This is a genomic window from Demequina lutea, assembly GCF_013409005.1.
Taxonomy (GTDB): Bacteria; Actinomycetota; Actinomycetes; order Actinomycetales; family Demequinaceae; genus Demequina; species Demequina lutea.
In genome coordinates this window covers 109,326-130,656 of the sequence record NZ_JACBZO010000001.1, presented here as the reverse complement: position 1 = coordinate 130,656, position 21,331 = coordinate 109,326, and the positions used below count along the sequence as shown (strand labels likewise).

Below are 21,331 nucleotides of genomic sequence, written 5' to 3'. Positions count from 1 at the left end.
TCACACATGTGTCGCGACATCGTTCACACCCCTTGACGATGGGACATGGGAAACGTCGAGCGAAACCACGTCATCGTTCTAGCAGTCATCGAGGGCGCAATGTCCGTCACCGAGGCCGCAACCAGATTCAAGGTTTCCAGGCGTTGGATCCACACCCTCCTGGCCCGCTACCGCACGGGCGGCCTGGGCGCCCTGGACCCCCAATCCAGGGCCCCTAGGTCCTCACCCCACGCCACACCACCCACGCTGCGGACAAGAGTGTTGGAGTTGCGCACCGCCTTGCAACGAGACGGCCTGGACGCCGGTGCAGAGTCCATCCATGACCGTCTGACGCGTGAGTATCCGAACCCACCGTCAGTATCAACAATCTGGCGGATCCTCAAAGCCGACGGCGCCGTCACACCCCAACCCCACAAACGGCCCCGCTCATCCTGGATCCGTTTCGAATCCCCCGCACCCAACGGCTGCTGGCAATCCGACATGACCCACTGGTCACTCGCCGGCGGGGTCCCCGTGGAAATCATCACCTGGCTCGACGACCACTCCCGACTCGTGTTGCACATCTCTGCTCACACCACCGTGACAGTGAAGGTCGTGACCTCAACGTTCCTGGCCACCGCGAAACTTCATGGATTACCAGCCTCAACACTGACCGATAACGGCATGATCTTCACCACCCGCTTCGCCCGCGGCAAAGGAGGACCCAACCACTTTGAACACGTCATCGCCCAGCACGGCATCGTCCAGAAGAACGGACACCCCGGCCACCCTCAAACCCAAGGCAAAATCGAACGCTTCCACCAAACCCTGAAACGGTGGCTGGGTGAAGCGCCCCAGGTTCTCTGCCGCTCCTATGCGGGTTGCGGCTCTCGGTTGAGGGTCGCGTAGTGAGCTTGCTCGAACTCGGCCGGTGGAACGTAGCCGAGGCTTGAGTGAAGCCTACGAGTGTTGTACCAATCGACCCAGCCGGCGGTCGCGAACTCGACGTCCGCGATCGTCCGATACGGGCCCTCGTGGAACACGGTCGTGCGGATGCACTCGGCCTTGTAGAGCCCGTTGATCGTCTCCATCAGCGCGTTATCGTACGCGTCGCCGACGGACCCGATCGAGGGCGCGATGCCGTCGAGGGCGAGCTTGTCGGTGTAGGCCAACGAGACATATTGAGACCCGGCGTCCGAATGTGCTCGGAGCTGCTGCGGGAGGATCGGGTGGCCTTGGCGGCCGCGTTCCCAGAGGCCCATCCGCAGGGGGATCATCACCAGGTCGACGTGCTTGGTGGTCTGCGCATGCCACGCGACGATGCGCTGAGAGAACACGTCCACGATGAACGCGACGTAAACCCACCCGGCCCAGGTGCGGCAGTAGGTGAAGTCCATCACCCAGGTGTGATCCGGCTGCGGCGCGGTGAAATCCCGATTCAGCAGATCCCCGGCACGGACCCCGTCCTTCGCGGGGATCGTGGTGCGCACGCCCTTATCGCGGCGCACGCCCGACAGTCCGAGGACACGCATGGCCCGGTCGACCGCGCCTGTGGATGCACCAGGGATCGTGGTGCGGCGGATCAACGCGGTCATCTTCCGCCGCCCGTACAACCCCTCGGGAGTCATCTTGCGGCGCAGGGAACCATCGGGTGTGGGCACGTGCGTCCACGCGGTGTCACGGACCGCGTCGACGACATGCGCGTCTGTGACCGTGCGGACCGCGACGTGGCCTCCTCTCCACGCACGATAGGTGCGCGCGGCGACCTGGCAGCCCTGCTCACGCAGAACCCTGCAAGTCGACTCGACCGCGTGCCCCTCGGCTCTCATCGTGTCGATGAAACCCATGATCATCGATTGCGGGGGTCGAGCTCCCCCGCGAAGAAAGTTGTCGCCGCCCGTAGAATCGCAACGTCTTCGCGCAGCCGGCTGTTCTCCGACTTCAGACGCTTGATCTCCGCGTGCTCAGCGGACGTAACCCCCTCCCGAGAGCCGTCATCAATATCGGCTTGCAGCACCCACCGCCGCACGGACTCGTGGCCCACCCCAACCTGGCGGGCCACTGCCGCCGACGCGGCCGTCAACGAGGGATACTCCGAGCGGTGCTCACGCACCAGCCGCACCGCACGGTCACGGAGGGCAGGATCGATCTTCTTTGGCATGACATACATCCTTTCAACTCAAAAGGATGCGGCATCAAACCTAGGACGCTTCAGGGGGCCCGCCCGCCGGCTACGACCCTGATCGAGCTGACCACCCAACTGGCCGCCTTCGAGCACGTCTACAACCACGAACGCGCCCACCGCTCCCTAGGCAGGCGAACCCCTGCCCAGGCCTACGCGGCACTACCCAAAACAGGACCCACCCTCGAACTACTACAACGCCACTGGCGCGTCCGCCACGACACCGTCGACACCGCAGGCGCCATCACCCTGCGCTGGGCAGGCAAACTACGCCACCTCGGCATAGGACGCACCCACAACGGGCACCACGTCCTACTGCTGGTCGCCGGCGCCGACACCCTCGTCATCCGACCCGACACAGGAGAAATCATCGCCGAACACCAACTGGACCCCAACCGCGACTACCAACCCAAAAAACCACAAAAGCCCCTCCCGAAGGAGGGGCCTCTGTGAACGATGACCCGAGACACCTGAGAACGATGTCCCGACACATCACAATGGTGCGCGAGGGGGGATTTGAACCCCCACGCCCTTTCGGACACTGGCACCTGAAGCCAGCGCGTCTGCCGTTCCGCCACTCGCGCGCGCCGGAAAAGACTAGCACGCAGGGGGGCCGCGGAGCGATGGGTTCTTGAGGGCGCCGGAACCCTAGGTGCTGGGCGTTTCCGTTCCGGGCGCGGGTGCGGACGCTTGCGAGGGCGTCGACCTGGGCGCGAGTGCCCTGAGCTCTTCGAGCGCGCTGTCGACGGCGGAGGCCGCCTCGACGTTGTGCTGCTCGACCGCCTCGAAAATTTCGGCACGCGTCACGCGGATCTCTCGCGGGGCGTCGATCCCCACGCGCACCCCGTCGGAACGCACGTCAATGATCGTCACCACGATGTCGTTGCCGATGAAGAGACGCTCTCCAACGCGACGTGACAAGACCAACATGTACGCGACACTATCGGGTTCACGCCCCCGGGCTACGCGCGACGTGGCACGGACTCGACCGCTTGACCCCATGCCACAGGTGATTCCCTCGCGGGAACGAGTCAGGAGCGGCGGGACGACTCGGGCGAATCGTCCCGCCGCTGGGACAGGCCTGGCTAGGCGCCGACAACCGCGGTTTCCTCGTTGGACTGCGGGCGAACGACGACTAACTTGCCACGCGCTCCCACATGTGGGCGGCCGCGTTGACCGAGGGTGCAAGCGCTGCCGCTCCCCGCGATTGAACGGCGCGAGCGGCGATCGACACGCAGTAGGCCTTGCGGCGACGCTCGGCCACTCCCTCTCCTGGATCGACCTCTGGGGTCTCGTCCGCGTCGAGGTTGGCGCCAAGGCCATCCTTGAGCAGGGACAGCGCCTCGGTGCGGAGCTGGCTAATGCGCGAGCGCGTAAGTCCCATCTCGTCGGCCAACTCGATCACCGGGCGATCGTGGAAGAAGAGTTGCTCGACCACGTAGCGGAGCTTCTCAGGAAGACACACCACTCCGGTGCGCAGGTACTCGAGTTGCTCCGCGTTGACGAGGGCGTCGAGCGGACCCACCGAGCCGTCGACGACCATGTCGGCGATCGCTCCGTCGAAGGCCTCCATTGACAGCACACGGGTGCCCGCGTCGGCGTGGGCCGCGTTGACCGTTTGTACGCTGACGCCAAGCGCCTGGGCGAGTTCCGGCTTGGTGGGCGTGCGTCCCAGCTGGCTCGTCAAGTGGTCGGAGACCTCCGATGCCTGACGCGCCCTGTGGCGCGCGGCGCGAGGCACCCAGTCCATCGAACGCAACTCGTCAATAATGGCGCCGCGGATGCGCAAGGAGGCATAGCGGGCGAACGGGACTCCCCTGGAGTCATCGAATGAACGGGCGGCACGTACCAAACCCATCGCCCCTGCCGAAGACAAATCGGCCCGAGACACGTGCGAAGGTACGCGAGCGAGTACCTCGTTCACGCTGTATCCCACCAAGGCCAGGTGCTGCTCCACCAGGGCGTTGGATCGGTTCATGTCGGTCATGTCGCCACTATTGGGGAAGGAAAGGAAGCCGACAAGGAGAGACCTCACACGTGTCGTCCATCACCCCCCATAGCGGAAAATGTCACAGGACACGCCCGAGGTCAAAATGTCCGTTTCCTCGATGCGGTTATGTGACTTGGTCGACTCCACAGACGGAGGGGCCCCCACGTTGGAGGGCAGCAAACGACGCGATGTGGCACGAAAAAGGAGTTAAGTGAGAATTGTCACAGAATGCCCACAACTGCCGACAAGGACCTGTCACCGAACGCCGCCGCGAGCCGATAGGGAAGGCATCGACCGTGACCGGATAGCCACCCGAAAGTGAAGGAGTCGCCATGGGACTCAACGAACTGTCCACCGCCCTGTGGCGCGAGCGGGAGCTCCTCGAGATGTTGCTCTTCAAGCTCGAAGAGGAAGAGTTTGTGCTCAAGAGCGGACGCACGCGTTGGCTTGGACGCGCCACGCGCGAGGTCGAGTGTGTTCTCGATCAGATTCGCGGCGTCGAGCTTGGGCGCGCGATCGAGGCGGACGACGCCGCGCGCGAGGTGGGAGTCCCCGAGGGCGCCTCGCTGCTTGAGCTCGCAAAGGTCGCACCAAGCCCGTGGAACGACCTGTTGCGCGGGCACCACGTCGCGCTCGCGGACGTGGCCTCGCAGATCGACGCGCTCGCCCACTCGAATACGGAAGTGCTGTCGCGGTCGTTGCGCGCCGTTCAAGAGGCGCTCAAGGGAATGAACGCGACGGTGAGCGCCGACACCAGGGGCGGTTCGGTTCAGACGTAGACGCGTCCCTCCGGGTGGACCGCGCCTCCGAAACCTCCCGCTGCGTCGCCGAGAACCTTCAACGCAGCAATCCGCGAGTCGATGGAGAAGAAGAGAAGATCAACATGCTCAGTTTCCGGCCTACGAGGGTGCGGCCCGCGTGCTCACGGCGGTCGACCGGATGCTTGACGCCCTTATCAACCGCACAGGATTGGTGGGAAGGTAACCCGTGACTCATCGAATGACGCAGCGGATTCCTCAGCGCAACGCGCTTGCGAACCCGCCGTCGAACCTCTCTGGAGCGTCCGACGCTCGGTGGTCGACTGCCGCCAAACTCCAGGGCACGGCGTCCAGCACTTCCGGCATCGAGGACATCGACCTGGCGGAGACCATCTTGGAATTGAACATGCAGCAGGTCGCGTACCGCGGTGCCCTTGGCGCGGCGGCGAAGGTGCTGCAACCCACGCTCATGGAGTTCCTGCGATGAGCGTTGCGGTCGCAATCGACGGGGATCGCACGAAGTTGCGCGAGCTCCCCGACGAGATCGTCTTCGTGGAGTCGCCTCCCGGGATGGCCACGTCGACGCGCTTTGTCCTCACGGCGCTCGACGATTCCGGCTTCCTGTTCGCGCTGCGCAGCCTCGAAACGCCAGGCGTGCGGTTGTTTGTGATCACGCCACGGGCGTACTTCCCTGGATATGCCCCCGAGGTGTCGGCTAGCGTGCGCACCGCCCTTGGCCTGGATGCGGCGACGCCTGCCGTGCTGCTCGCGGTGGTCCACCCCGGTGGGGACCAAACCTCCACGGCAAATCTGTTGGCACCGCTCGTGGTGAACCCTGACACGGGAGCCGCCGCACAGGTGGTTCTCGACGGTGACGAGTGGCCGCTGCGCGCGCCTCTCGGTACGGGGACCGAAGCGCCCTAACGCTCCGGTCCGACGCCGGGGAGGCCCGGCGTATCGGCAAGCGCGATCAAGACCGCAATCAGGTCGCGGTGACTTGCGCAGCTGGGACATGCGAGGCGGGGATACGCGTCGTGGGGATACGCCGTGCGGAGAGCAGCATGATTACGGCCGCCACGGCCAGGACGGTGAGGGCCGTGTGTGGTCCATCGAGCAGGCGCTCTCCGGCCCGATGCAGATGCAGCGCAAGGGTCACCAGCGCGACGCCGAGGGCGGTACCAAGGCCCCGGCTCATGTTCAGCATGCCGCCGCCCGTCGCGGCCGTGTGGGAAGGGACCGCGCGCATCACCAGGTTGTTGTTCGCGGGCGTGAAGATGCCCAAGGCGATGCCCAGTGCCCCCAGGAACGGGACCAACCACGCGGCGGTGAGCGGGGCGCCCGCCATCCCGATCAGGACGGCGATGCCCAGCAGCGCCCCGAGGGAGGATCGGCGACGATCGCCCCACGAGTGAGGGATGAGCCGCTCGCCGACCGTCGCCGCCAGGGCGAAGCCGGCCGGGAGCGCGGTCAGGACGAGTCCCGCGTGCAACGCAGAGGTGCCTGACGAGGTCAGGACGATGGGGACGAGGACGAGCGGGCCGAACAGCACCAGGTACCCGCACAGCGCGCCAAGAAGTCCAGAGCTGACCGTGCGATCGCGTAGCAGGGCCAGGTCGAGAAGGGGGGCGGCCGCACGATGCTCGCGAAGAGCGAAGCCTGCGGCACTCGCGACGGCGGTGACCAGCAACGCGATCGTCGCCCAGCGGGGCAGGCCCAGCCCAGACACCGCCGAGATGGCCAGGAGTGCCGCCGTGGTGGACGTCACGAGGAGTAGCAGGCCCGAGCGGTCCCTGCCGGTGGTTGGCGTGAGTGTCTTGCTCCTTGGCAGCAGATAGATGCCTGCGACGACCGCGACGATGCCGACGGGGACGTTGATGCCGAACACCCAGCGCCACCCCCACGTGGAGACCAGCAGCCCCCCGAGCGTCGGGCCGAGGGCCAGGCCGATTGCTTGAGCGGCGGCCTGGATTCCGAGTGCCTTGCGCACCTTCCCGTGGGGCGCGCTGGTGACGACGAGGGCGACGCTATTTGCCTGCAGCAGGGCCGCCCCGATGCCTTGCACGATCCGGAAGGCGATCAGCGCGCCCAGGGTGGGCGCCAGCCCGCAAGCGGCCGATGCCACGGTGAAGACCACGAACCCGTACAGGTAGAGGAGCTTGTGGCCGCGCGCGTCGGCCAGGCGGCCGACCGGTATGAGCAGCGCGGCCAGGGTCAGCAAGTACGCCAACGACACCCATTGCACCCCAGCAAGGGAGGCACCGAAGCCTGTGCTCAGCGGCCGGTAGGTCAGGGTGACGATGCTCGCGTCGAGCTGGCCCATGAAGGCGCCGAAGCACACGGTTGCCACCGCGAGCCAGCCCGCGTTGGGCCTCTCGCGGATCCGCGCGGGTCGGGCCCTCTCTTGGGTGAGCGCGCGCAGGTGCATGACGTGCTCCGATCAGGTTTCGGAAGGTGCTTCTTCGGAAGGTGCTTCGTCGGGGGCGAGGAGAGCCCCGTCGGACGCAGGGGGCTCCCCTTCAACTGCGGGAGTCGACGATTTGTCGGCGCGGGACCGGTGAAGCACGAGGTACGCGACCGCCGCCACGAAGACGATCACGCTGGTCCAGTCGTTGAGGCGCAAACCCAAGAAGTGGTTCGCATGGTCTACCCGCAGCGCCTCGACCCAGGCCCTCCCGAACGTGTAGGCGGCGACGTACAACGCAAACAGTCGCCCGTTGTGCAGGGCGTACCGGCGCCCGGCCCACACCAGCAGCACTGCGACGCCCACGTCCCACAGGGACTCGTACAGGAACGTCGGCTGGTACAGCCCGATGTTCGGCGTGGCGGCTGGCCGGTGTGCGGGATCGATCATCAGGGCCCAAGGCAGCTTGGTGGGCCCGCCGTAGAGCTCCTGGTTGAAGTAGTTGCCCCACCTACCGATCGCCTGCGCGAGGATCAGACCGGGGGCCACCGCGTCAAGGAATGCGGCAAGACTGATCCCCTTGCGGCGGCATCCGATGAGCGCGCCGACGATGCCGAGCGCGACCGCGCCCCAGATCCCCAGCCCGCCGTCCCAGATATACAGCGCCCGGATGGGGTCCTTCCCTGCGGTGAAGTAGAGTTCGGGATCGGTGATCAAGTGGTAGAGGCGTCCTCCGACGATGCCGAATGGCACCGCCCACATCACGACATCCAGCACGTCGTCCGGGTCCCCGCCGCGGGCGACCCACCGCCGCCTGGTCCACCAGGTAGCGACGAAGATCCCCGCGAGGATGAACAACGCGTACGCCCGAATGGGCACCGGCCCGAGGTGCCAGACGCCCTGTGAGGGGCTGGGAATATACATGTGGAACATGTGGAACATGTGGAACATCATTCCTCGTTCGGTCGCAGGCACTGGGGACGTGTATATGTCTGACACCGATATAGTCGCACACCGATGCGGTTCGCGCTACAGTCGGTTTATGGTAGCCAGGGGACCGGATCCGACGACGGAACGCGGCGACCCCTCGGGCGCTCGAGTTCTCACCGAGGTCGTCACCCGGCTGCGCCGTGCGCTGCGGACCAGCATCCGCTCGGATGACCGGTGGGAGTCCCTTCCCATGGCGCGGGTCGAGGTGCTGCTGGCGCTACGCGAGCATCAGAGCGTCCGCGTCGGCGAGCTCGCGACCCTGCTCCAACTCGCCGCCAACACGATGAGTGGCCTGGTGCAGGCGCTCGTGGAGACGGGACTCGTGACGCGGCGATCCGACCCTACCGATCGGCGTGTCGCCCTCGTCGGGCTCACCGGCGCAGGCCGCACCCAGCTCGCCGACTGGGAGCGAGCCCACCAGCAACGCATCGGCGATGCCCTGGGGCGCCTGCCCGCGGCCGAGCAGGCGACGATCAGGGAAGCCTTGCCCGCGCTCGACCGCCTTGTCGAGCACCTGGCAAACCCGGACACCGAGGTCGACGGGTAGCCCCTGGCACGTAGGATCACGGTGTGAGCACGACTTCAGCCAATGCCGACGAAGAATCCCTCAGGCCGCCTACGTCGGCCGGTTGGTTTGTGCTCGTCTACCGCATCCCCTCCGAGCCGACTCGCCTCCGGGCGACCGCCTGGCGCCGCCTCAAGTCGCTCGGCGCCGTCTACCTCCAAAACTCCGTGGCCGCCCTTCCGATCACCCCTGCGGCCGAGCGCGCGCTACGCAAGTTGCAACACGACATCACCGAAATGTCGGGTACCGCAATTCTCATGAGGTCCTCCGTCTTGGTGGGCGAATCGCATGTCCTGGCCATCTTTCAGGCGGCGCGGACCGACGAGTACGAGGAGATCGTCGACCGCTGCTCCGGTTTCCTGGCCGAGTTGCAGAAGGAATACGACAAACAGCACTTCACGTATGCCGAGCTCGAGGAGAACGAGGTCGACCACACGAAGCTCGTCAACTGGCTCGCTAAGGTCCAGGCTCGCGACGAGTTCGTGGCCCCAGGGCGCGCGGAAGCCGAGGCCGCCATCAAGGAGTGCGAAACCGCCCTCGAGGAGTACGCGGCTCGGGTCTACGTCGAGGAGCCTGAGGGCCACTGACCCTCGGTCCCCGCTCAGCGCATGGCGCGCCTGACGCCGTAGGGAAGCAGGACCGCGATCGCGACGGGCATCACGATCCACGCGAGCGAAGACGCGCTCGACACGACGAAGACCATGAGCAATCCGAGCGCGACCCCCGCCGCAACCTGCCAGTCGTCCCCGATGATGAAGTCGTACCAGAACGCCCCGAAGGCGCGCAGCCGTGACTCGAGACCTCGCTGCGGCGTCTCCGTCGCAACCGCGACGGCACGGACGTGCGCGGCGGGCTCCGCTGCTTGAGCATCCTCCGCCGCGCCTGCGATTTCCTGCGCGAGATTCATCTGCGCGAGATTCATCTGCGCGAGATTCATCTGCGCGAGAGTCGTCTGTGTGAGAGCTACCGAACCCTCGCCCACGCGAGCCCCGACAGGGATCAGCTCGGGAGCTGGGACGCGGGACACGCGGAATCGCCTCATCCCCACGGCGAGCGCGAGGCCAAAGATCGCCACGGCCGGGGCGATGACGAGCAGCGAGGTGTCGGAGCCCGGCCAATCGGCCCCGGCGCCCTCGGCGCCCCAGAAGATGCCAAACGCCGTCAGCATCACACCGACGACGAACTTAAGGGTGTTCTCTGGCACGCGAGAGAGCGGTCCACGCACCACCGCGCCCAGGATCACCACGATGACGACGGCCGTGGCCGCGGCGACAGCGGCGACCGGCAGGTTCTTCTGGTTGGTGCCGAACGTCAGGACGATGAACACGACCTCAAGGCCCTCGAGCACAACCCCCTTGAACGAAAGCGTGAAGGCGTACCAGTCCTTGACCCCGCGACGCGAACCCTGCTCCGCTTGAGCCGCGGCGGCGACCTCCTTCTTGTAGATCGCGGCCTCGTCGTGAAGCGCCTTGTAGCCGCTGGCACGCAGGATCGCCTTGCGCATCCACTGCAGGCCGAAGACGAGAAGCAGCCCTCCGACAAGGAGGCGCAAGGCGCCGAGCGGGAGGTGGGAGATGGCCGGGCCCGCAACCGCAATGGCGACGACCAGGACGGCGAGCCCGGCAAGCGTGCCGAGCATTGCCGAGCGCCAGTGGCGCGCCGTGCCGGCGGCGAGCACGATCGTCGTGGCTTCAACCGCCTCCACAAGGCAGGCGAGGAAGACGGCAACGAACAGGGAGATGTCACTCATGGATGCACTTTCCGATGGGATTCGTTCGGTTTGAATAGTAACAGCGGTTAGACATTCGCAGAGAATGCGATCATCCCCGCCGGGTCGATGGATGCGACACAGGCCGCGCCGCGAGTCCAGGGCCTTTCGTCAAAGACGGCCGCGAGCAGCCCATGTCCCGTGTCGACGACGTGGTCGTATCCACGGCCTCGGTAGGCGACATCGACGATCCGCGAAGGCAGCCGATGCCGTGACCCGTCGTGCGGGCCCGTCGCATCGACCGTCTCGAGCCGGGTGGCCGTCGGACGCACGAGCACTTCCGCCGTGTCGCCGACGCCGAGCCCGCGCCCCGCCGCCGTCGTGAGGACGTGCTCTCCGACTTGAAGCTTGGCCGTGTCATCGGACACGTGGACGGCAACACCCTCGAAGGAACCGGCGAGGCCGGTGAACCGCGCGACGAACGGCGTCGCGGGATGCCGAAAGATCGACTCAGCACTTCCCCGCTGTTCGATCACCCCCGCGTTGAGGATCGCCACCTCATCGGCCAGGGCGAACGCCTCCGACTGGTCGTGAGTGATGTAGAGAGCGGTGGCTCCGGTTTCCCTTGTCAGCGTGGCAATCTCGAGTCGCAGGTGCTCCCGCAGATCGGCGTCGAGGTTCGACAGGGGCTCGTCAAACAGGATCAGCTCCGGCTCGCCGACGATGGCGCGGGCGAGAGCGACCCGCTGCTGCTGTCCGCCTGACAGCTCGTGCGGATAACTGCCCGACTTCGCGCCGAGCCCGACCCTCTCCAGCATGGACTCCACGCGCCGACCCGCCTCTTGCCCCCCGAGGCGTCGGCGCCGCAGCGCGTAGGCGACGTTCTGGCGCACCGTCAGGTGGGGCCAGAGGGCGTAATCCTGGAAGACCATGGCGAGCGCGCGCTTCTCCGGCTTCACATGGGTCTGACGATCGCTGATGGTTCTCGGTCCGAAATGGATAGTGCCTCCGTCGAGCTTCTCAACGCCTGCGATCGATCGCAGCAGCGTGGACTTGCCCGATCCGGACGGCCCAAGCAGCACGGTGAACGACCCCGCCGCAAGATCGAGATCGATACCACACAGTGCCTCGAGGGAGCCGTAGCGCTTGCTCGCACCGCGGACAATGACGTGATGGCCTGTCATGAAATCGCCGTTCCTAGGGTTCGCCAGCCGCGGGGCGTCACGAGCCGGAAGATGAGAGCCGCCACACCGACAACCAGCAGAGCCGTGACGATCGCGAGGACCTCCATGGCCATCCCGCCGCCAAAGTCGTACTTGGAGAGCGTGTTCGTGATCCCTACCGAGATCGGTTGGGAGCCGGGCGGGGCGAGCAGCTGGGACACCGGCAACTCGAGCAGGGTCGCCGTGTAGGTCAGCAACCACGCGTTCAGCAACGGCCGCGCGATCACAGGGAGGACGATGGACACCCAGGAGAAGATCTCGCTCGCGCCATGCACCCTGGCCGAGTGCACCATCGAATCCTGGATCTGGCTCATGCTCCCCATCAGCAGTCGCGTCGTCGACGGCAGTGCGGTGGCAATGTAGGCAAGCACCAGGAGCGTGGTGGTCCCGTACAGGTGGATGCCGAGCGCGTTCGTGAGCGGCAGGTTGTAGGCGAAGACGATCCCTGGCATCGCGACGGCCGCAAGCAGCGCCATGTCAAGCAAACGCGCGCCGAGGGTCATCCGGCCGGCCGCCAGGAGGCGGGCACAGACCACGGCGAGAACCGTGGCAACGGTCGCGGCGATCGCGGCGGCCTGCATCGAATAGAGAAGGGGCGCGCTGAGGTCCGGGCTGGTGATCACCCTGGCGTAGTTGTCGAGGGTCAGTTGATGAGTTCCCCCGAGTGAGCCGAGCCCCTTGATGAGCGATGAGGAGACGGCCCCGAAGGCGGGAACGCCGAGGGCGACGACAACCAGCAGCAGCATCGCCGCAACGGTCGCCGCCTTCTCAGGTTTGCCAAGGTGACGGCGAACGGCCCTGCGCGAACGCCCGCCGAGTACGCGATAGCTGCGTCCCCGAAGCGCTTGACCTTGGGCGAGGAGAGCCAACACGACGAAGATCAGCAGCACCCAACTGATCGCCGAGGCGACGGGGAACTGCACAGGGAAGGCCTGCACGGCGGTATAGAGCTCAAACGTTGCCACCGTGAAATGGGAGTCATTCGCCAGCGTCGATGCGACGCCGAAATCGCTCACCGACTCCGCAAACACGATCGCAAGGGCAGCCCAGACCGCGGGCGCGAGCAGCGATACGACGACGCGCATCGCGGCGAGGCTGCCGCCCCCGTGCACGCGCACCGCGTTCTCATACTCGTGGCCAAGCCCCCGCAGCGCGTTGGAGATGGCGAGGTAGGCGAAGGGAATTCCCTTCACGGTCAACACGATGACGATGCCGACGGGCCCGTAGAACACGTGCCGAGCGGCGGTCGGATCCCATCCAAGTGTTTGGAGCACGCCGTTCGGTTCGAGAAGGCGCTCCCAACCAAGCGCGATGAGGTACGACGGGGTGAGAAACAGTGCGAAGACGACCCCGGTCCAGATCCCGCGAGCGGGGACGTCGGTGCGCAACACGATCCAGGCGAGCGCGAATCCAATCGCAGCCGCGAGGACCGCGGTCACGATCCCGACGACAAGGGAGTTCACGAACCCCAGAAGCAGATGACCGGAGAGGGCGGTCTGGAACGCCGACAGGGTGAACCAGTTGTGACCCTGCGACAACAGGGCGGGAGAGAGCGCCACCGCGAGGAACAGGGCGATCGGCAGCACGAGGATCGCCACGATGAGCAACCAGAAGGCGGTCCGCGCATCGAACTTCAGCCGGCGGCGAGCGGGACGTCCCGCGATTGCGATATCGAGGGTCTCATCGACACCGCGCTCCTCTTCGCGAGCGTGCTCGCGAAGAGGAGCGGACTGGGTGACCATCCGATTACTTGATGTTCGATTCGAACCAGGTGACGACCTGGCTCTGGAGCGGGCCCCAGAACGCCGGGTCGATCGACTGGTATGCGGTCGGGAATGCGGGGAGTCCGGGAAGCGACTTCGTGCCGGTGACGACGGGCCAGAAGAGCGAGTCCCCCGTCGGGTCTCCCGTGAGCATGACGGCCTGTCCCTCCGGCGAGACCACGTAGTCGATGAACTTCTTTGCCTCCGCCTGCTGAACCGGCGACGCACCCTTGTCGATGCCGATCACGCTGGGGAGCAGCGTGGACTTCGGCAGGTAGGCGATCTTGGGTTCGAAGTCGGCGGTCGGCTTGACCTTCAGCGCCTCGCCGATCGCAGCCGAGCTCTGGATCAGCCCGAAGTCGATCTGGCCGGTCTCGATGGCGTGCAGCGTGTCGCCGTTCGTCGGGAACACCTGCAGGCCGTTCGCCTTCAGCTTCGTCAGGTAGGCCTCACCCGCGGCAACCCCGCCGGTCTGGCCGCCGAGTTGGTTCATGAGCCCGGCGACGAAGGGGTAGGTCGGCCCCGACTGGGCCGGGTCGTTCATGCCGACCTTTCCGGCGTAGGCGGAGCCGAGCAGGTCGTCGTAGGTCGCCGGCACGGTCGTGACCTTCGCCGCGTTGTAGATCAGGGCGGACATGACGGTAGTTCCGGTCGGCGTGTAGCTGTTGTCGCTAGGGATGATGGCCTTGCCGACATCGTTGAAGTCACCCTTTGCGGCATACGGGGCCAACATGCCCTGCTGGTCGAGCGCAGCGAACGCGGTGTCGCCATCCACCCAGAGCAACGACCACTGCGGGTTGTTCTTCTCCGCCTGGATCTTGGTCAGAAGCGGCCCCGTGCTGTCGTCGACGAGCTTCACGGGAATCCCCGTCTTGGCCGTGAACGCCTTCGCCGCAACGGAGTCGAAGCCTTCGGCTGCGTACAGGACAAGGGGTTCAACCGCGGCCTTCGCCGCCACGGAGGTCGATGCCGACGCGGTCCCGGCACAGCCGGTCAATCCGACAAGAACAGCGGCGGCGCCGCCCAGAGCCGTCCAGCGGGTGATGACATTCATGGCAAGGGTCTCCTTCGAGGTTTCTGGTTGCATTGCGGAACTAACCATCGTTAGGAACCATAGGGAACGCTCATGGCGGAAGGGTGGCTTTCCGGTGTCAAAAGGGTGAACTCCGCTCCGCGGTCAGTCGGGATACCGCTGCGATCCCCCTCAAGGCCCTGAGAGCGGGCGGTCTGCGACGTCTTCGAGTCGTTTCGCGACGGCCCAAAACGCCGCCACCACCACGCACCACGCATCACCGCCGCGCGCCCCGCGCCCCACCCACAAGCGAGGCGCAAAGGCGCTACGAACCGCGCACGTTACGATTCGATGTATGGGAGTCCTCGATCGTTTTGAGAAGGGCGTCGAGAACGTGATGCAGTCCGCGTTCGCCAAGACGTTCCGCTCCGGAGTCAAGCCCGTGGAGTTGTCGAGCGCGCTCAAGCGCGAATGCGACGCGAGGGCGGCCGTGGTGGACCGCCAACGCACCGTGGTGCCCAATGAATACGTGCTCGTGCTGAGCCCCCTGGACATCGAAAACGTGCAGGCGTGGGGCGACGATGCCCTTGCCAGGGAGTTCGAGGACGCGCTCCACGATCACGCCGACAGGCAGCGATACAGCTTTGTGGGCCCCGTCGCCGTGCGCTTCGAGGAGGACGAATCGCTCGCGACCGGTCGCTACTCGGTGCAGTCCCGTTCGACGAGGGGGCCCGCGGCTCCCGCAGGCAACGGCAACGGCCAGTCGCGCTACCCGCTGCTCGACATCGACGGCAAGCGGTACCACCTCACCGGAACCACGACGACGGTGGGTCGCGGCACCGAGGCCGACCTCACGGTCGACGACACGGGCGTGAGTCGCCTGCACGTGCGCTTCGAACGGAGCGAGTACGGCACGATCCTCACCGACCTAGGGTCGACGAACGGCACCTTCGTCGAGGACCAACGAATCCGCGAGGTCACGTTGGTCGACGGGAACGCCATCACCATCGGCCGCACCACCATCCTCTACTGGGACGGCTTGCCCGCGGCAGAGGACGCTTAATGAGCCAGCTCTCCATCACCCTGCTGCGGCTCGGATACCTCGTCCTCCTGTGGGGAATGGTGCTCGTCGCGATCGGTGTGCTGAGGTCGGACCTCTACGGCACTCGAGTCACATCCCGCGGTCGTGGCCTGCGCCGCAAGCCGCACCCCGACGCCAGATCACAAAAGTCGGCGGCGCCCGCCCGCGCCTCGGTGGGCGTGCGACCCGGATCGGTCTCGACGCGAAGCCCCGCGGTCGCACACCTCGCGATCATCTCGGGCTCCCTCAAGGGCACCACCGTGCCGCTGGGTGAGACGTCGATCCTCATCGGCCGCGCCTCCACCTGCACGATCGTGATCGAGGACGACTTCCTGTCGGCGAGGCACTGCCGGATCTTTCCCGAAAACGGCCAATGGTTCGTCGAGGACCTTGGCTCCACGAACGGCACATTCCTCGGCAACCAACGGATCGACGACCCGGTGCCCTTCGGCATCGGCGAGCGCGTTCGCATCGGCTCCACCACGCTCGAATTGAGGTCGTGACATGTTTTTGACCCTGCGCTTCGCCGCGCGATCCGACGTCGGGTTGGTGCGAGCCGACAATCAGGACTCCGGCTTCGCGGGTCCGCACCTCATCGCCGTCGCCGATGGCATGGGCGGGGCTGCCGGCGGCGACATCGCGTCGTCGATCGCCATGGGGCACCTCGCCGCGCTCGAGGGCGAGGGACTCGGCCAGGATGAGTCCCTCGATCGCCTCAAGGAGGCAATCGCCGACGCACACGCGGACATCGTCGAGCGGGCGCACAACGACCCCGAACTCTCCGGGCTCGGCACCACGGTCACGGCGATTCTGCGTTCGGGATCGTCCCTGGCAATGGCCCATATCGGCGATTCGCGCGGTTACCTCTTGCGCGACGGCGTTCTCGATCAGGTCACGTCCGACCACACGTTCGTCCAGCACTTGGTCGACACGGGGCGGCTCTCACAGGCCGACGCGGAAAACCACCCCAAGCGCAACCTTGTTCTCCGCGTCCTCGGCGACATCGACGCCGACGTTCCCGTGGACATCTCCGTGCGCGAGGCGCGCGTTGACGACCGCTGGATGCTCTGCTCCGACGGGCTGTCAGGGGTCGTCTCCCGCGCCACGATGCTCACCACCCTGAGCGAAGTGGAAGATCCAGGCGATTGCGCCGATGCCTTGGTCGCGTTGGCTCTTGCGGCGGGCGCACCCGACAACGTGACCTGCATCATCGGCGACGTGGTCGACATCGACAACCCTCAAGGCGCCAAGGCCAAGGCCGCCCCCAACGAGATCGTCGGATCGGCCGCGCGCGACCGCAAGCGTCCCACGCAGGGCTCCGAGTCGTCGGCTGGGCGGGCGGCCAAGCTGTCGTCGGCACCCGCGGACGACGACGAGGAGGAAGAACGAACCGGTCGCTGGTCAAGGATCAAGCCGTGGCTGCTTCCCGTCGCCGCACTCCTTGTGGTCGTAGCGGCGCTCTGGGGCGGCTATGCCTGGACCCAGACTCAGTACTACGTGGGCTCGGACACCCAACATGTCGTCATCTACAAGGGCATCCCGCAAACCCTGGGGCCCATCTCGCTGCACTCGGTTGCCGAGGTGACCGACCTATCCGTGTCCAAAATCACAGGATCATACGACCAGGCGCGCCTCGATTCGGGGCTGCGCACCGACAGTCTCGCGGCGGCCCGCAAGATCGTTGCCCAGTTGACAGTTGACTACCCGTGAGAGTTGACAGCTAGTGGCAACGGTCCTTGCGGTCTCGGTCCGCGTCGGAAGGCGCTCCGAGGCGGTGCTTCTGGTATTCGCGTGCGCGATCGCCCTCGGGGCACGCGCGTTCGTGGACGCCAACGCGGGCGGGGGCATCGGCGCCTCGCTCGGCATCTACTCGATTGCCGTGATTGCCCTCGCCGTTGCGGCACACACGGTGGTGCGACTGCGCGCGCCCGCAGCGGACCCCATCCTCTTGCCCGCGGCCTTCGCGCTGACTGGCCTTGGCCTCGCAATCATCCGCCGTATCGACTTCGCGTACGCCGCACGCGGCAGGGTCACGCACTTCGCCGACGCCCAGGAGGTCTGGGCCGTCGTGGGGATTCTGGGCGCGATGCTCGTCATCGGCCTGCTGAAGGACCACCGTCTGCTGCGCCGCTACACCTACACGGCGGGCGTGCTTGGCCTCGTTGCTCTCATGCTTCCCCTTGTTCCTGGCGTGGGTCGCGAGGTCAACGGTGCGCGCATCTGGATCTCGCTGTTCGGACGGTCGCTCCAGCCTGGCGAATTTGCCAAGATCGCGTTCGTCATCTTCTTCGCCGGCTACCTGGTTTCCAACCGCGACACCCTCGCACTCGCCGGACCCAAGGTGCTCGGCATCCGCCTGCCTCGACCCCGCGACCTCGGGCCGCTACTGATCGTGTGGGCGGCGGCCCTGCTCGTGCAGGTGGCGCAGAGGGACCTGGGCGCTTCCTTGCTGTTCTATGGCCTGTTCGTGGCAATGCTGTACGTCGCCACCCAGCGCATCTCGTGGGTCATCGTCGGCCTCGCGCTCTTCGCCGCCGGGGCGGTCGCCGCAGGGACGATCTTTGCGCACGTCGCGGCGCGCTACGACGCGTGGCTGCACGCTCTCAACCCATCCGTGTATAACTCCGGGAAGTCGTATCAATTGGTGCAGGGACTCTTTGGCATGGCCTCGGGAGGCCTGTTCGGCACCGGTCTCGGCAATGGCTCACCTGGCCTGGTGCCCTTCGCGGAGTCCGATTTCATCGTGCCGTCACTTGCGGAAGAACTGGGCCTGACGGGACTCATGGCGGTACTCGCCCTCTACCTCGTCATGGTGCAGCGCGCGCTCCGCACCGCCATTGGGGTGCGCGACGGCTTCGGCAAGCTCATTGCCGTTGGCCTGGGTTTTTCGATGGCGCTCCAGATCTTCGTCGTTGTCGGCGGCGTGACGCGCGTGATCCCCCTCACCGGCCTCACCACACCATTTCTCGCCTATGGCGGCTCGTCGATGATCGCCAACTGGATCGCGATCGCCCTGCTCTTGCGCATTTCGGATCTCGCGAGGGCGTCGGCCACGGACGTGCCCCTGCGCGGTGCGTCTGCCCCTGCGGACACCGCAAGGACCGCGCTCGCCTCCGCGCCCGGCGTTGAGGAAAACACGGTTGAGGAAAACAACGTCGAGGAGGGCACCGTCCCGGTTCCCGACGGTGCCACCGACGCTGTGGCCGAGCGGAAGGCTGCGCGATGAACGAACCGATCAGGCGCCTCTCCGCGGTGGTGCTGCTCCTCTTCTTCACGCTCATGGCTGCGGGATCTTGGGTCCAATTCGTCAAGGCAAAACAGTTGGGCGACGACCCGCGGAACGTCCGCACGCTCTACAAGCAGTTCGGGTCCTTCCGCGGACCCATCATCGTTGACGGCCAGGCAATCGTGAGTTCTGTGCCCATTGATGACCCGTTCAACTATCAGCGGACCTACACGGACGGCCCGCTTTACGCGGCGATCACCGGCTACTACTCGATCGGCCCCGGTCGCTCCGGGCTTGAGGCGTCCGAGAACTCGCTTCTCGACGGATCCGCCGATGCGCTGTTCTGGACTCGACTCGGCGAACTCGTCGCGGGCACCCAACAACAAGGCGCGTCCGTGGAGCTCACGATCAACGCGGCCGCCCAAAAAGCGGCGTTCGACGCGCTCGGAAATAGGCGCGGAGCGGTCGTGGCCATCAATCCGCGCACCGGCGCGATCCTCGCGATGGTGTCGACCCCGTCATACGACCCCGCGACGTTAGCGGTCCACTCGTCGGCTGACGCGAACCGCGTCTACCAATCGCTGTTGAGCGACCAGACCAATCCTCTGATCAACAGGGCGATCGGGGGAGACACCTACCCGCCGGGGTCCACCTTCAAGCTCGTGGTGGCTGCGGCGGCTCTCCAAGCTGGCTACAGCCCGGACACCCTGATCGACGCGCCTCAGGAACTGTCGCTTCCGCTCACGACGGCCACCCTCAAGAATTACGGCGGCGAGAGTTGCGGGCCCACCGGCAAAATCACCCTGCTTGAGGCGCTCCGGATCTCGTGCAACACTGCATTTGCCAAGCTCGCGATGGACCTGGGCTGGCCGGCGATCGAGAGCATGGCCGCCAACTTTGGTTGGGGCTCCGGGCTGAACATTCCGCTCGGGGTCACTCCGTCGCGTCTGCCGGTGTCCCCCAACCAGCCCGAGGTCGCCCAATCGGCGATCGGCCAGTTCGATGTGAGGGCAACGCCGCTGCAAATGGCCATGGTCGCCGCCGCAATCGCCAACCATGGCGTGCTCATGAAGCCCTACCTCGTGAACAAGGTGCGCGATCCCGACCTGCGCGTGATTGAGCAGACGACGCCCGAAAAGCTGTCGACTCCCATGAGCCCGGACGCGGCTGCGGCGCTCACCGTCATGATGCAGGCGGTCGTCAAGAACGGCACCGGTACCCGAGCCCAGATTGATGGGGTCTCCGTCGCGGGGAAGACCGGCACCGCCGAAACGGGCCTCCACACGCCGCCTCACACGTGGTTCGTCGCCTTCGCGCCCGCGGAGAATCCCACGGTCGCGGTCGCCGTGTTGGTTGAGAACGGCGGCGACATCGGGAGCGAAGCGACCGGTGGCGCGGTCGCCGCGCCGATAGCCAAGGCCGTCATCGAGGCGGTCCTCGCCAACGCGGCGGGTGGCAACTAATGCAGCTCCAGGGGGGGACCACGCTCGGTGGCCGCTACGTGCTGCGCTCGTTGCTCGCCGTGGGCGGCATGGGCGAGGTGTGGCGCGGCGTCGACAGCGAGCTTGACAGGCCCGTGGCGATCAAGGTGCTCAAGGAAGAAGCACAGAACAACGAGACGTTCCTCAAGCGGTTCAACAACGAGGCCCGCAACGCGGCGGGACTCATGCACCCGAACATCGCGCAGGTCTACGACTACGGCGACCAGGCCGGCACGGCTTACCTGGTCATGGAGCTTGTCGAGGGCGAGCCGCTGTCAACAGTGCTTGAACGCGAGATCACCGTCGATGAACACCGGCTTGTCCGCATCATGATCGGCACCTGCAGGGGGCTTCATGCGGCTCACGAGGCCCACGTGATCCATCGCGACGTCAAACCTGGGAATCTCCTCATTGAGGGCGAGGACCACGTCAAGATCACCGACTTTGGCGTCTCTCGAGGCAAGGACCAGACGACGCTCACGGCAACGGGAATGGTCATGGGAACCGCCCAGTACCTTGCGCCCGAGCTCGCGTTGGGCAAGCCAGCCACCCCGGCTTCGGACCTGTATGCGCTCGGGATCATTGCCTACGAGGCCGTCGTCGGCAAGCGCCCCTTCACCGCATCGTCGCCCGTCGACATCGCGATCGCGCAAGTGAACGACACCGTTCCCGCGCTGCCGACCACAGTGTCCCCTCCGCTCGCGGCGCTGATCATGGATCTGCTCGAGAAGAACCCGCGAAGACGGCCATCGACCGCCGCCGAATTGGAACGCATCCTCACCGACATGCGTCTACCCACCAAGGTAGAGCGAGCGCTGCGAGAGAAGGGTGCACCCGAGGCGATTCGTCCCCGGCGAACGGGCCATGCACCTCAAAGAGCGATGCCTCCTTCGATCGCTCCAAAACGTTATAGACCCCGTCCCGACGCGCCACCGAGGCGATATGTCTAGCGGAAATGCCACAATGAACACG

General features: G+C 66.0%; 21 protein-coding genes, 1 tRNA gene and 1 other annotated feature. Of the genes, 12 read left to right on the top strand and 10 right to left on the bottom strand.

Annotated elements, in window-relative coordinates; all coding sequences use genetic code 11:
• Positions 1-45: 45 nt before the first annotated feature.
• Entirely contained in the window at positions 46-888 is an 843-nt protein-coding gene (locus BKA03_RS00650) for a DDE-type integrase/transposase/recombinase (RefSeq protein WP_179397637.1), read from the top strand.
• On the opposite strand, the gene BKA03_RS00645 is transcribed toward BKA03_RS00650, so the two are convergent.
• From BKA03_RS00645 to BKA03_RS00630, 4 genes are all read right to left on the bottom strand, one after another.
• Positions 852-2,140 (bottom strand): IS3 family transposase gene (locus BKA03_RS00645; RefSeq protein ID WP_152649667.1). Its coding sequence is split into 2 segments (ribosomal slippage): positions 852-1,867 and positions 1,867-2,140, totalling 1,290 coding nucleotides; the frame shifts between segments, so codons are not numbered across the junction. The genes BKA03_RS00650 and BKA03_RS00645 overlap by 37 nt on opposite strands.
• Positions 1,737-1,868, bottom strand: a sequence feature (AL1L pseudoknot). (Overlaps the previous gene by 132 nt.)
• Positions 2,141-2,659: 519 nt before the next feature.
• Positions 2,660-2,745 (bottom strand) — tRNA-Leu (locus BKA03_RS00640).
• A gap of 64 nt (positions 2,746-2,809) precedes the next feature.
• Entirely contained in the window at positions 2,810-3,091 is a 282-nt protein-coding gene (gene csrA, locus BKA03_RS00635) for a carbon storage regulator CsrA (RefSeq protein WP_062075697.1), read from the bottom strand.
• Positions 3,092-3,296: 205 nt separating this feature from the next.
• Positions 3,297-4,148 carry a sigma-70 family RNA polymerase sigma factor gene (locus BKA03_RS00630; protein WP_083971864.1) on the bottom strand — a complete coding sequence of 284 codons (852 nt, stop codon included), beginning with the start codon at positions 4,146-4,148 and terminating at the stop codon, positions 3,297-3,299.
• A 335-nt stretch (positions 4,149-4,483) separates the two neighbouring features.
• Here BKA03_RS00630 and BKA03_RS00625 point away from each other — a divergent pair, with 335 nt between their 5' ends.
• The 3 genes from BKA03_RS00625 to BKA03_RS00615 all read left to right on the top strand — a co-directional run bounded on the left by BKA03_RS00625 (position 4,484) and on the right by BKA03_RS00615 (position 5,833).
• On the top strand, positions 4,484-4,930 hold the full coding sequence (locus BKA03_RS00625; RefSeq protein ID WP_062075696.1) for a flagellar protein FlgN: 447 nt from the start codon (positions 4,484-4,486) through the stop codon (positions 4,928-4,930).
• Between the two features lie 208 nt (positions 4,931-5,138).
• On the top strand, positions 5,139-5,396 hold the full coding sequence (locus tag BKA03_RS15070; RefSeq protein WP_238579446.1) for a hypothetical protein: 258 nt from the start codon (positions 5,139-5,141) through the stop codon (positions 5,394-5,396).
• Entirely contained in the window at positions 5,393-5,833 is a 441-nt protein-coding gene (locus BKA03_RS00615) for a flagellar assembly protein FliW (protein ID WP_062075694.1), read from the top strand. Before BKA03_RS15070 ends, BKA03_RS00615 begins: the two co-directional genes overlap by 4 nt.
• Before the next feature lie 58 nt (positions 5,834-5,891).
• On the opposite strand, the gene BKA03_RS00610 is transcribed toward BKA03_RS00615, so the two are convergent.
• On the bottom strand, positions 5,892-7,334 hold the full coding sequence (locus BKA03_RS00610) for an MFS transporter (protein WP_062075693.1): 1,443 nt from the start codon (positions 7,332-7,334) through the stop codon (positions 5,892-5,894).
• A gap of 12 nt (positions 7,335-7,346) precedes the next feature.
• Positions 7,347-8,285 (bottom strand): prolipoprotein diacylglyceryl transferase, encoded by a 939-nt coding sequence (gene lgt / locus BKA03_RS00605; RefSeq protein WP_373366727.1) that lies wholly within the window; start codon positions 8,283-8,285, stop codon positions 7,347-7,349.
• Positions 8,286-8,352: 67 nt separating this feature from the next.
• Between lgt and BKA03_RS00600 the strand changes: the two genes are divergently transcribed.
• Complete coding sequence (locus tag BKA03_RS00600) at positions 8,353-8,847, top strand: MarR family winged helix-turn-helix transcriptional regulator (RefSeq protein ID WP_062075692.1); 495 nt, start codon at positions 8,353-8,355, stop codon at positions 8,845-8,847.
• Positions 8,848-8,870: 23 nt separating this feature from the next.
• Positions 8,871-9,452 (top strand): Chromate resistance protein ChrB, encoded by a 582-nt coding sequence (locus BKA03_RS00595; protein WP_062075691.1) that lies wholly within the window; start codon positions 8,871-8,873, stop codon positions 9,450-9,452.
• 14 nt (positions 9,453-9,466) lie between these two features.
• Here BKA03_RS00595 and BKA03_RS14965 read toward each other — a convergent pair whose 3' ends face one another.
• The 4 genes from BKA03_RS14965 to BKA03_RS00570 are packed head-to-tail and all read right to left on the bottom strand — an operon-like array spanning position 9,467 to position 14,613.
• Entirely contained in the window at positions 9,467-10,615 is a 1,149-nt protein-coding gene (locus tag BKA03_RS14965) for a COG4280 domain-containing protein (protein WP_202965751.1), read from the bottom strand.
• Positions 10,616-10,662: 47 nt separating this feature from the next.
• On the bottom strand, positions 10,663-11,757 hold the full coding sequence (locus BKA03_RS00580; protein WP_062075690.1) for an ABC transporter ATP-binding protein: 1,095 nt from the start codon (positions 11,755-11,757) through the stop codon (positions 10,663-10,665).
• The gene (locus tag BKA03_RS00575; protein WP_062075689.1) at positions 11,754-13,538 is read right to left on the bottom strand and encodes an ABC transporter permease; all 1,785 of its coding nucleotides are present in this window, start codon (positions 13,536-13,538) and stop codon (positions 11,754-11,756) included. The genes BKA03_RS00580 and BKA03_RS00575 overlap by 4 nt, the downstream gene beginning before the upstream one ends.
• A 4-nt stretch (positions 13,539-13,542) precedes the next feature.
• On the bottom strand, positions 13,543-14,613 hold the full coding sequence (locus BKA03_RS00570) for an ABC transporter substrate-binding protein (RefSeq protein WP_062075688.1): 1,071 nt from the start codon (positions 14,611-14,613) through the stop codon (positions 13,543-13,545).
• 313 nt (positions 14,614-14,926) lie between these two features.
• On the opposite strand from BKA03_RS00570, the gene BKA03_RS00565 reads away from it, so the two are divergent.
• Genes BKA03_RS00565 through BKA03_RS00540 form a run of 6 tightly spaced genes read left to right on the top strand, consistent with a single transcriptional unit; the run spans position 14,927 to position 21,309 of the window.
• Positions 14,927-15,634: an FHA domain-containing protein gene (locus BKA03_RS00565; protein WP_062075687.1), complete on the top strand. Its 708-nt coding sequence runs from the start codon at positions 14,927-14,929 to the stop codon at positions 15,632-15,634.
• Positions 15,634-16,155 carry an FHA domain-containing protein FhaB/FipA gene (locus tag BKA03_RS00560; RefSeq protein WP_062075686.1) on the top strand — a complete coding sequence of 174 codons (522 nt, stop codon included), beginning with the start codon at positions 15,634-15,636 and terminating at the stop codon, positions 16,153-16,155. The genes BKA03_RS00565 and BKA03_RS00560 overlap by 1 nt, the downstream gene beginning before the upstream one ends.
• Before the next feature lies 1 nt (position 16,156).
• Positions 16,157-17,362, top strand: a complete 1,206-nt coding sequence (locus BKA03_RS00555; protein ID WP_062075685.1) for a PP2C family protein-serine/threonine phosphatase — start codon at positions 16,157-16,159, stop codon at positions 17,360-17,362.
• A gap of 13 nt (positions 17,363-17,375) precedes the next feature.
• Complete coding sequence (locus BKA03_RS00550) at positions 17,376-18,878, top strand: FtsW/RodA/SpoVE family cell cycle protein (RefSeq protein WP_083971836.1); 1,503 nt, start codon at positions 17,376-17,378, stop codon at positions 18,876-18,878.
• Positions 18,875-20,341: a peptidoglycan D,D-transpeptidase FtsI family protein gene (locus tag BKA03_RS00545; RefSeq protein WP_062075684.1), complete on the top strand. Its 1,467-nt coding sequence runs from the start codon at positions 18,875-18,877 to the stop codon at positions 20,339-20,341. The genes BKA03_RS00550 and BKA03_RS00545 overlap by 4 nt, the downstream gene beginning before the upstream one ends.
• Positions 20,341-21,309, top strand: coding sequence for a serine/threonine-protein kinase (locus BKA03_RS00540; RefSeq protein WP_062075683.1), 969 nt, complete (start codon positions 20,341-20,343; stop codon positions 21,307-21,309). The genes BKA03_RS00545 and BKA03_RS00540 overlap by 1 nt, the downstream gene beginning before the upstream one ends.
• The last annotated feature ends 22 nt before the right edge of the window (positions 21,310-21,331 follow it).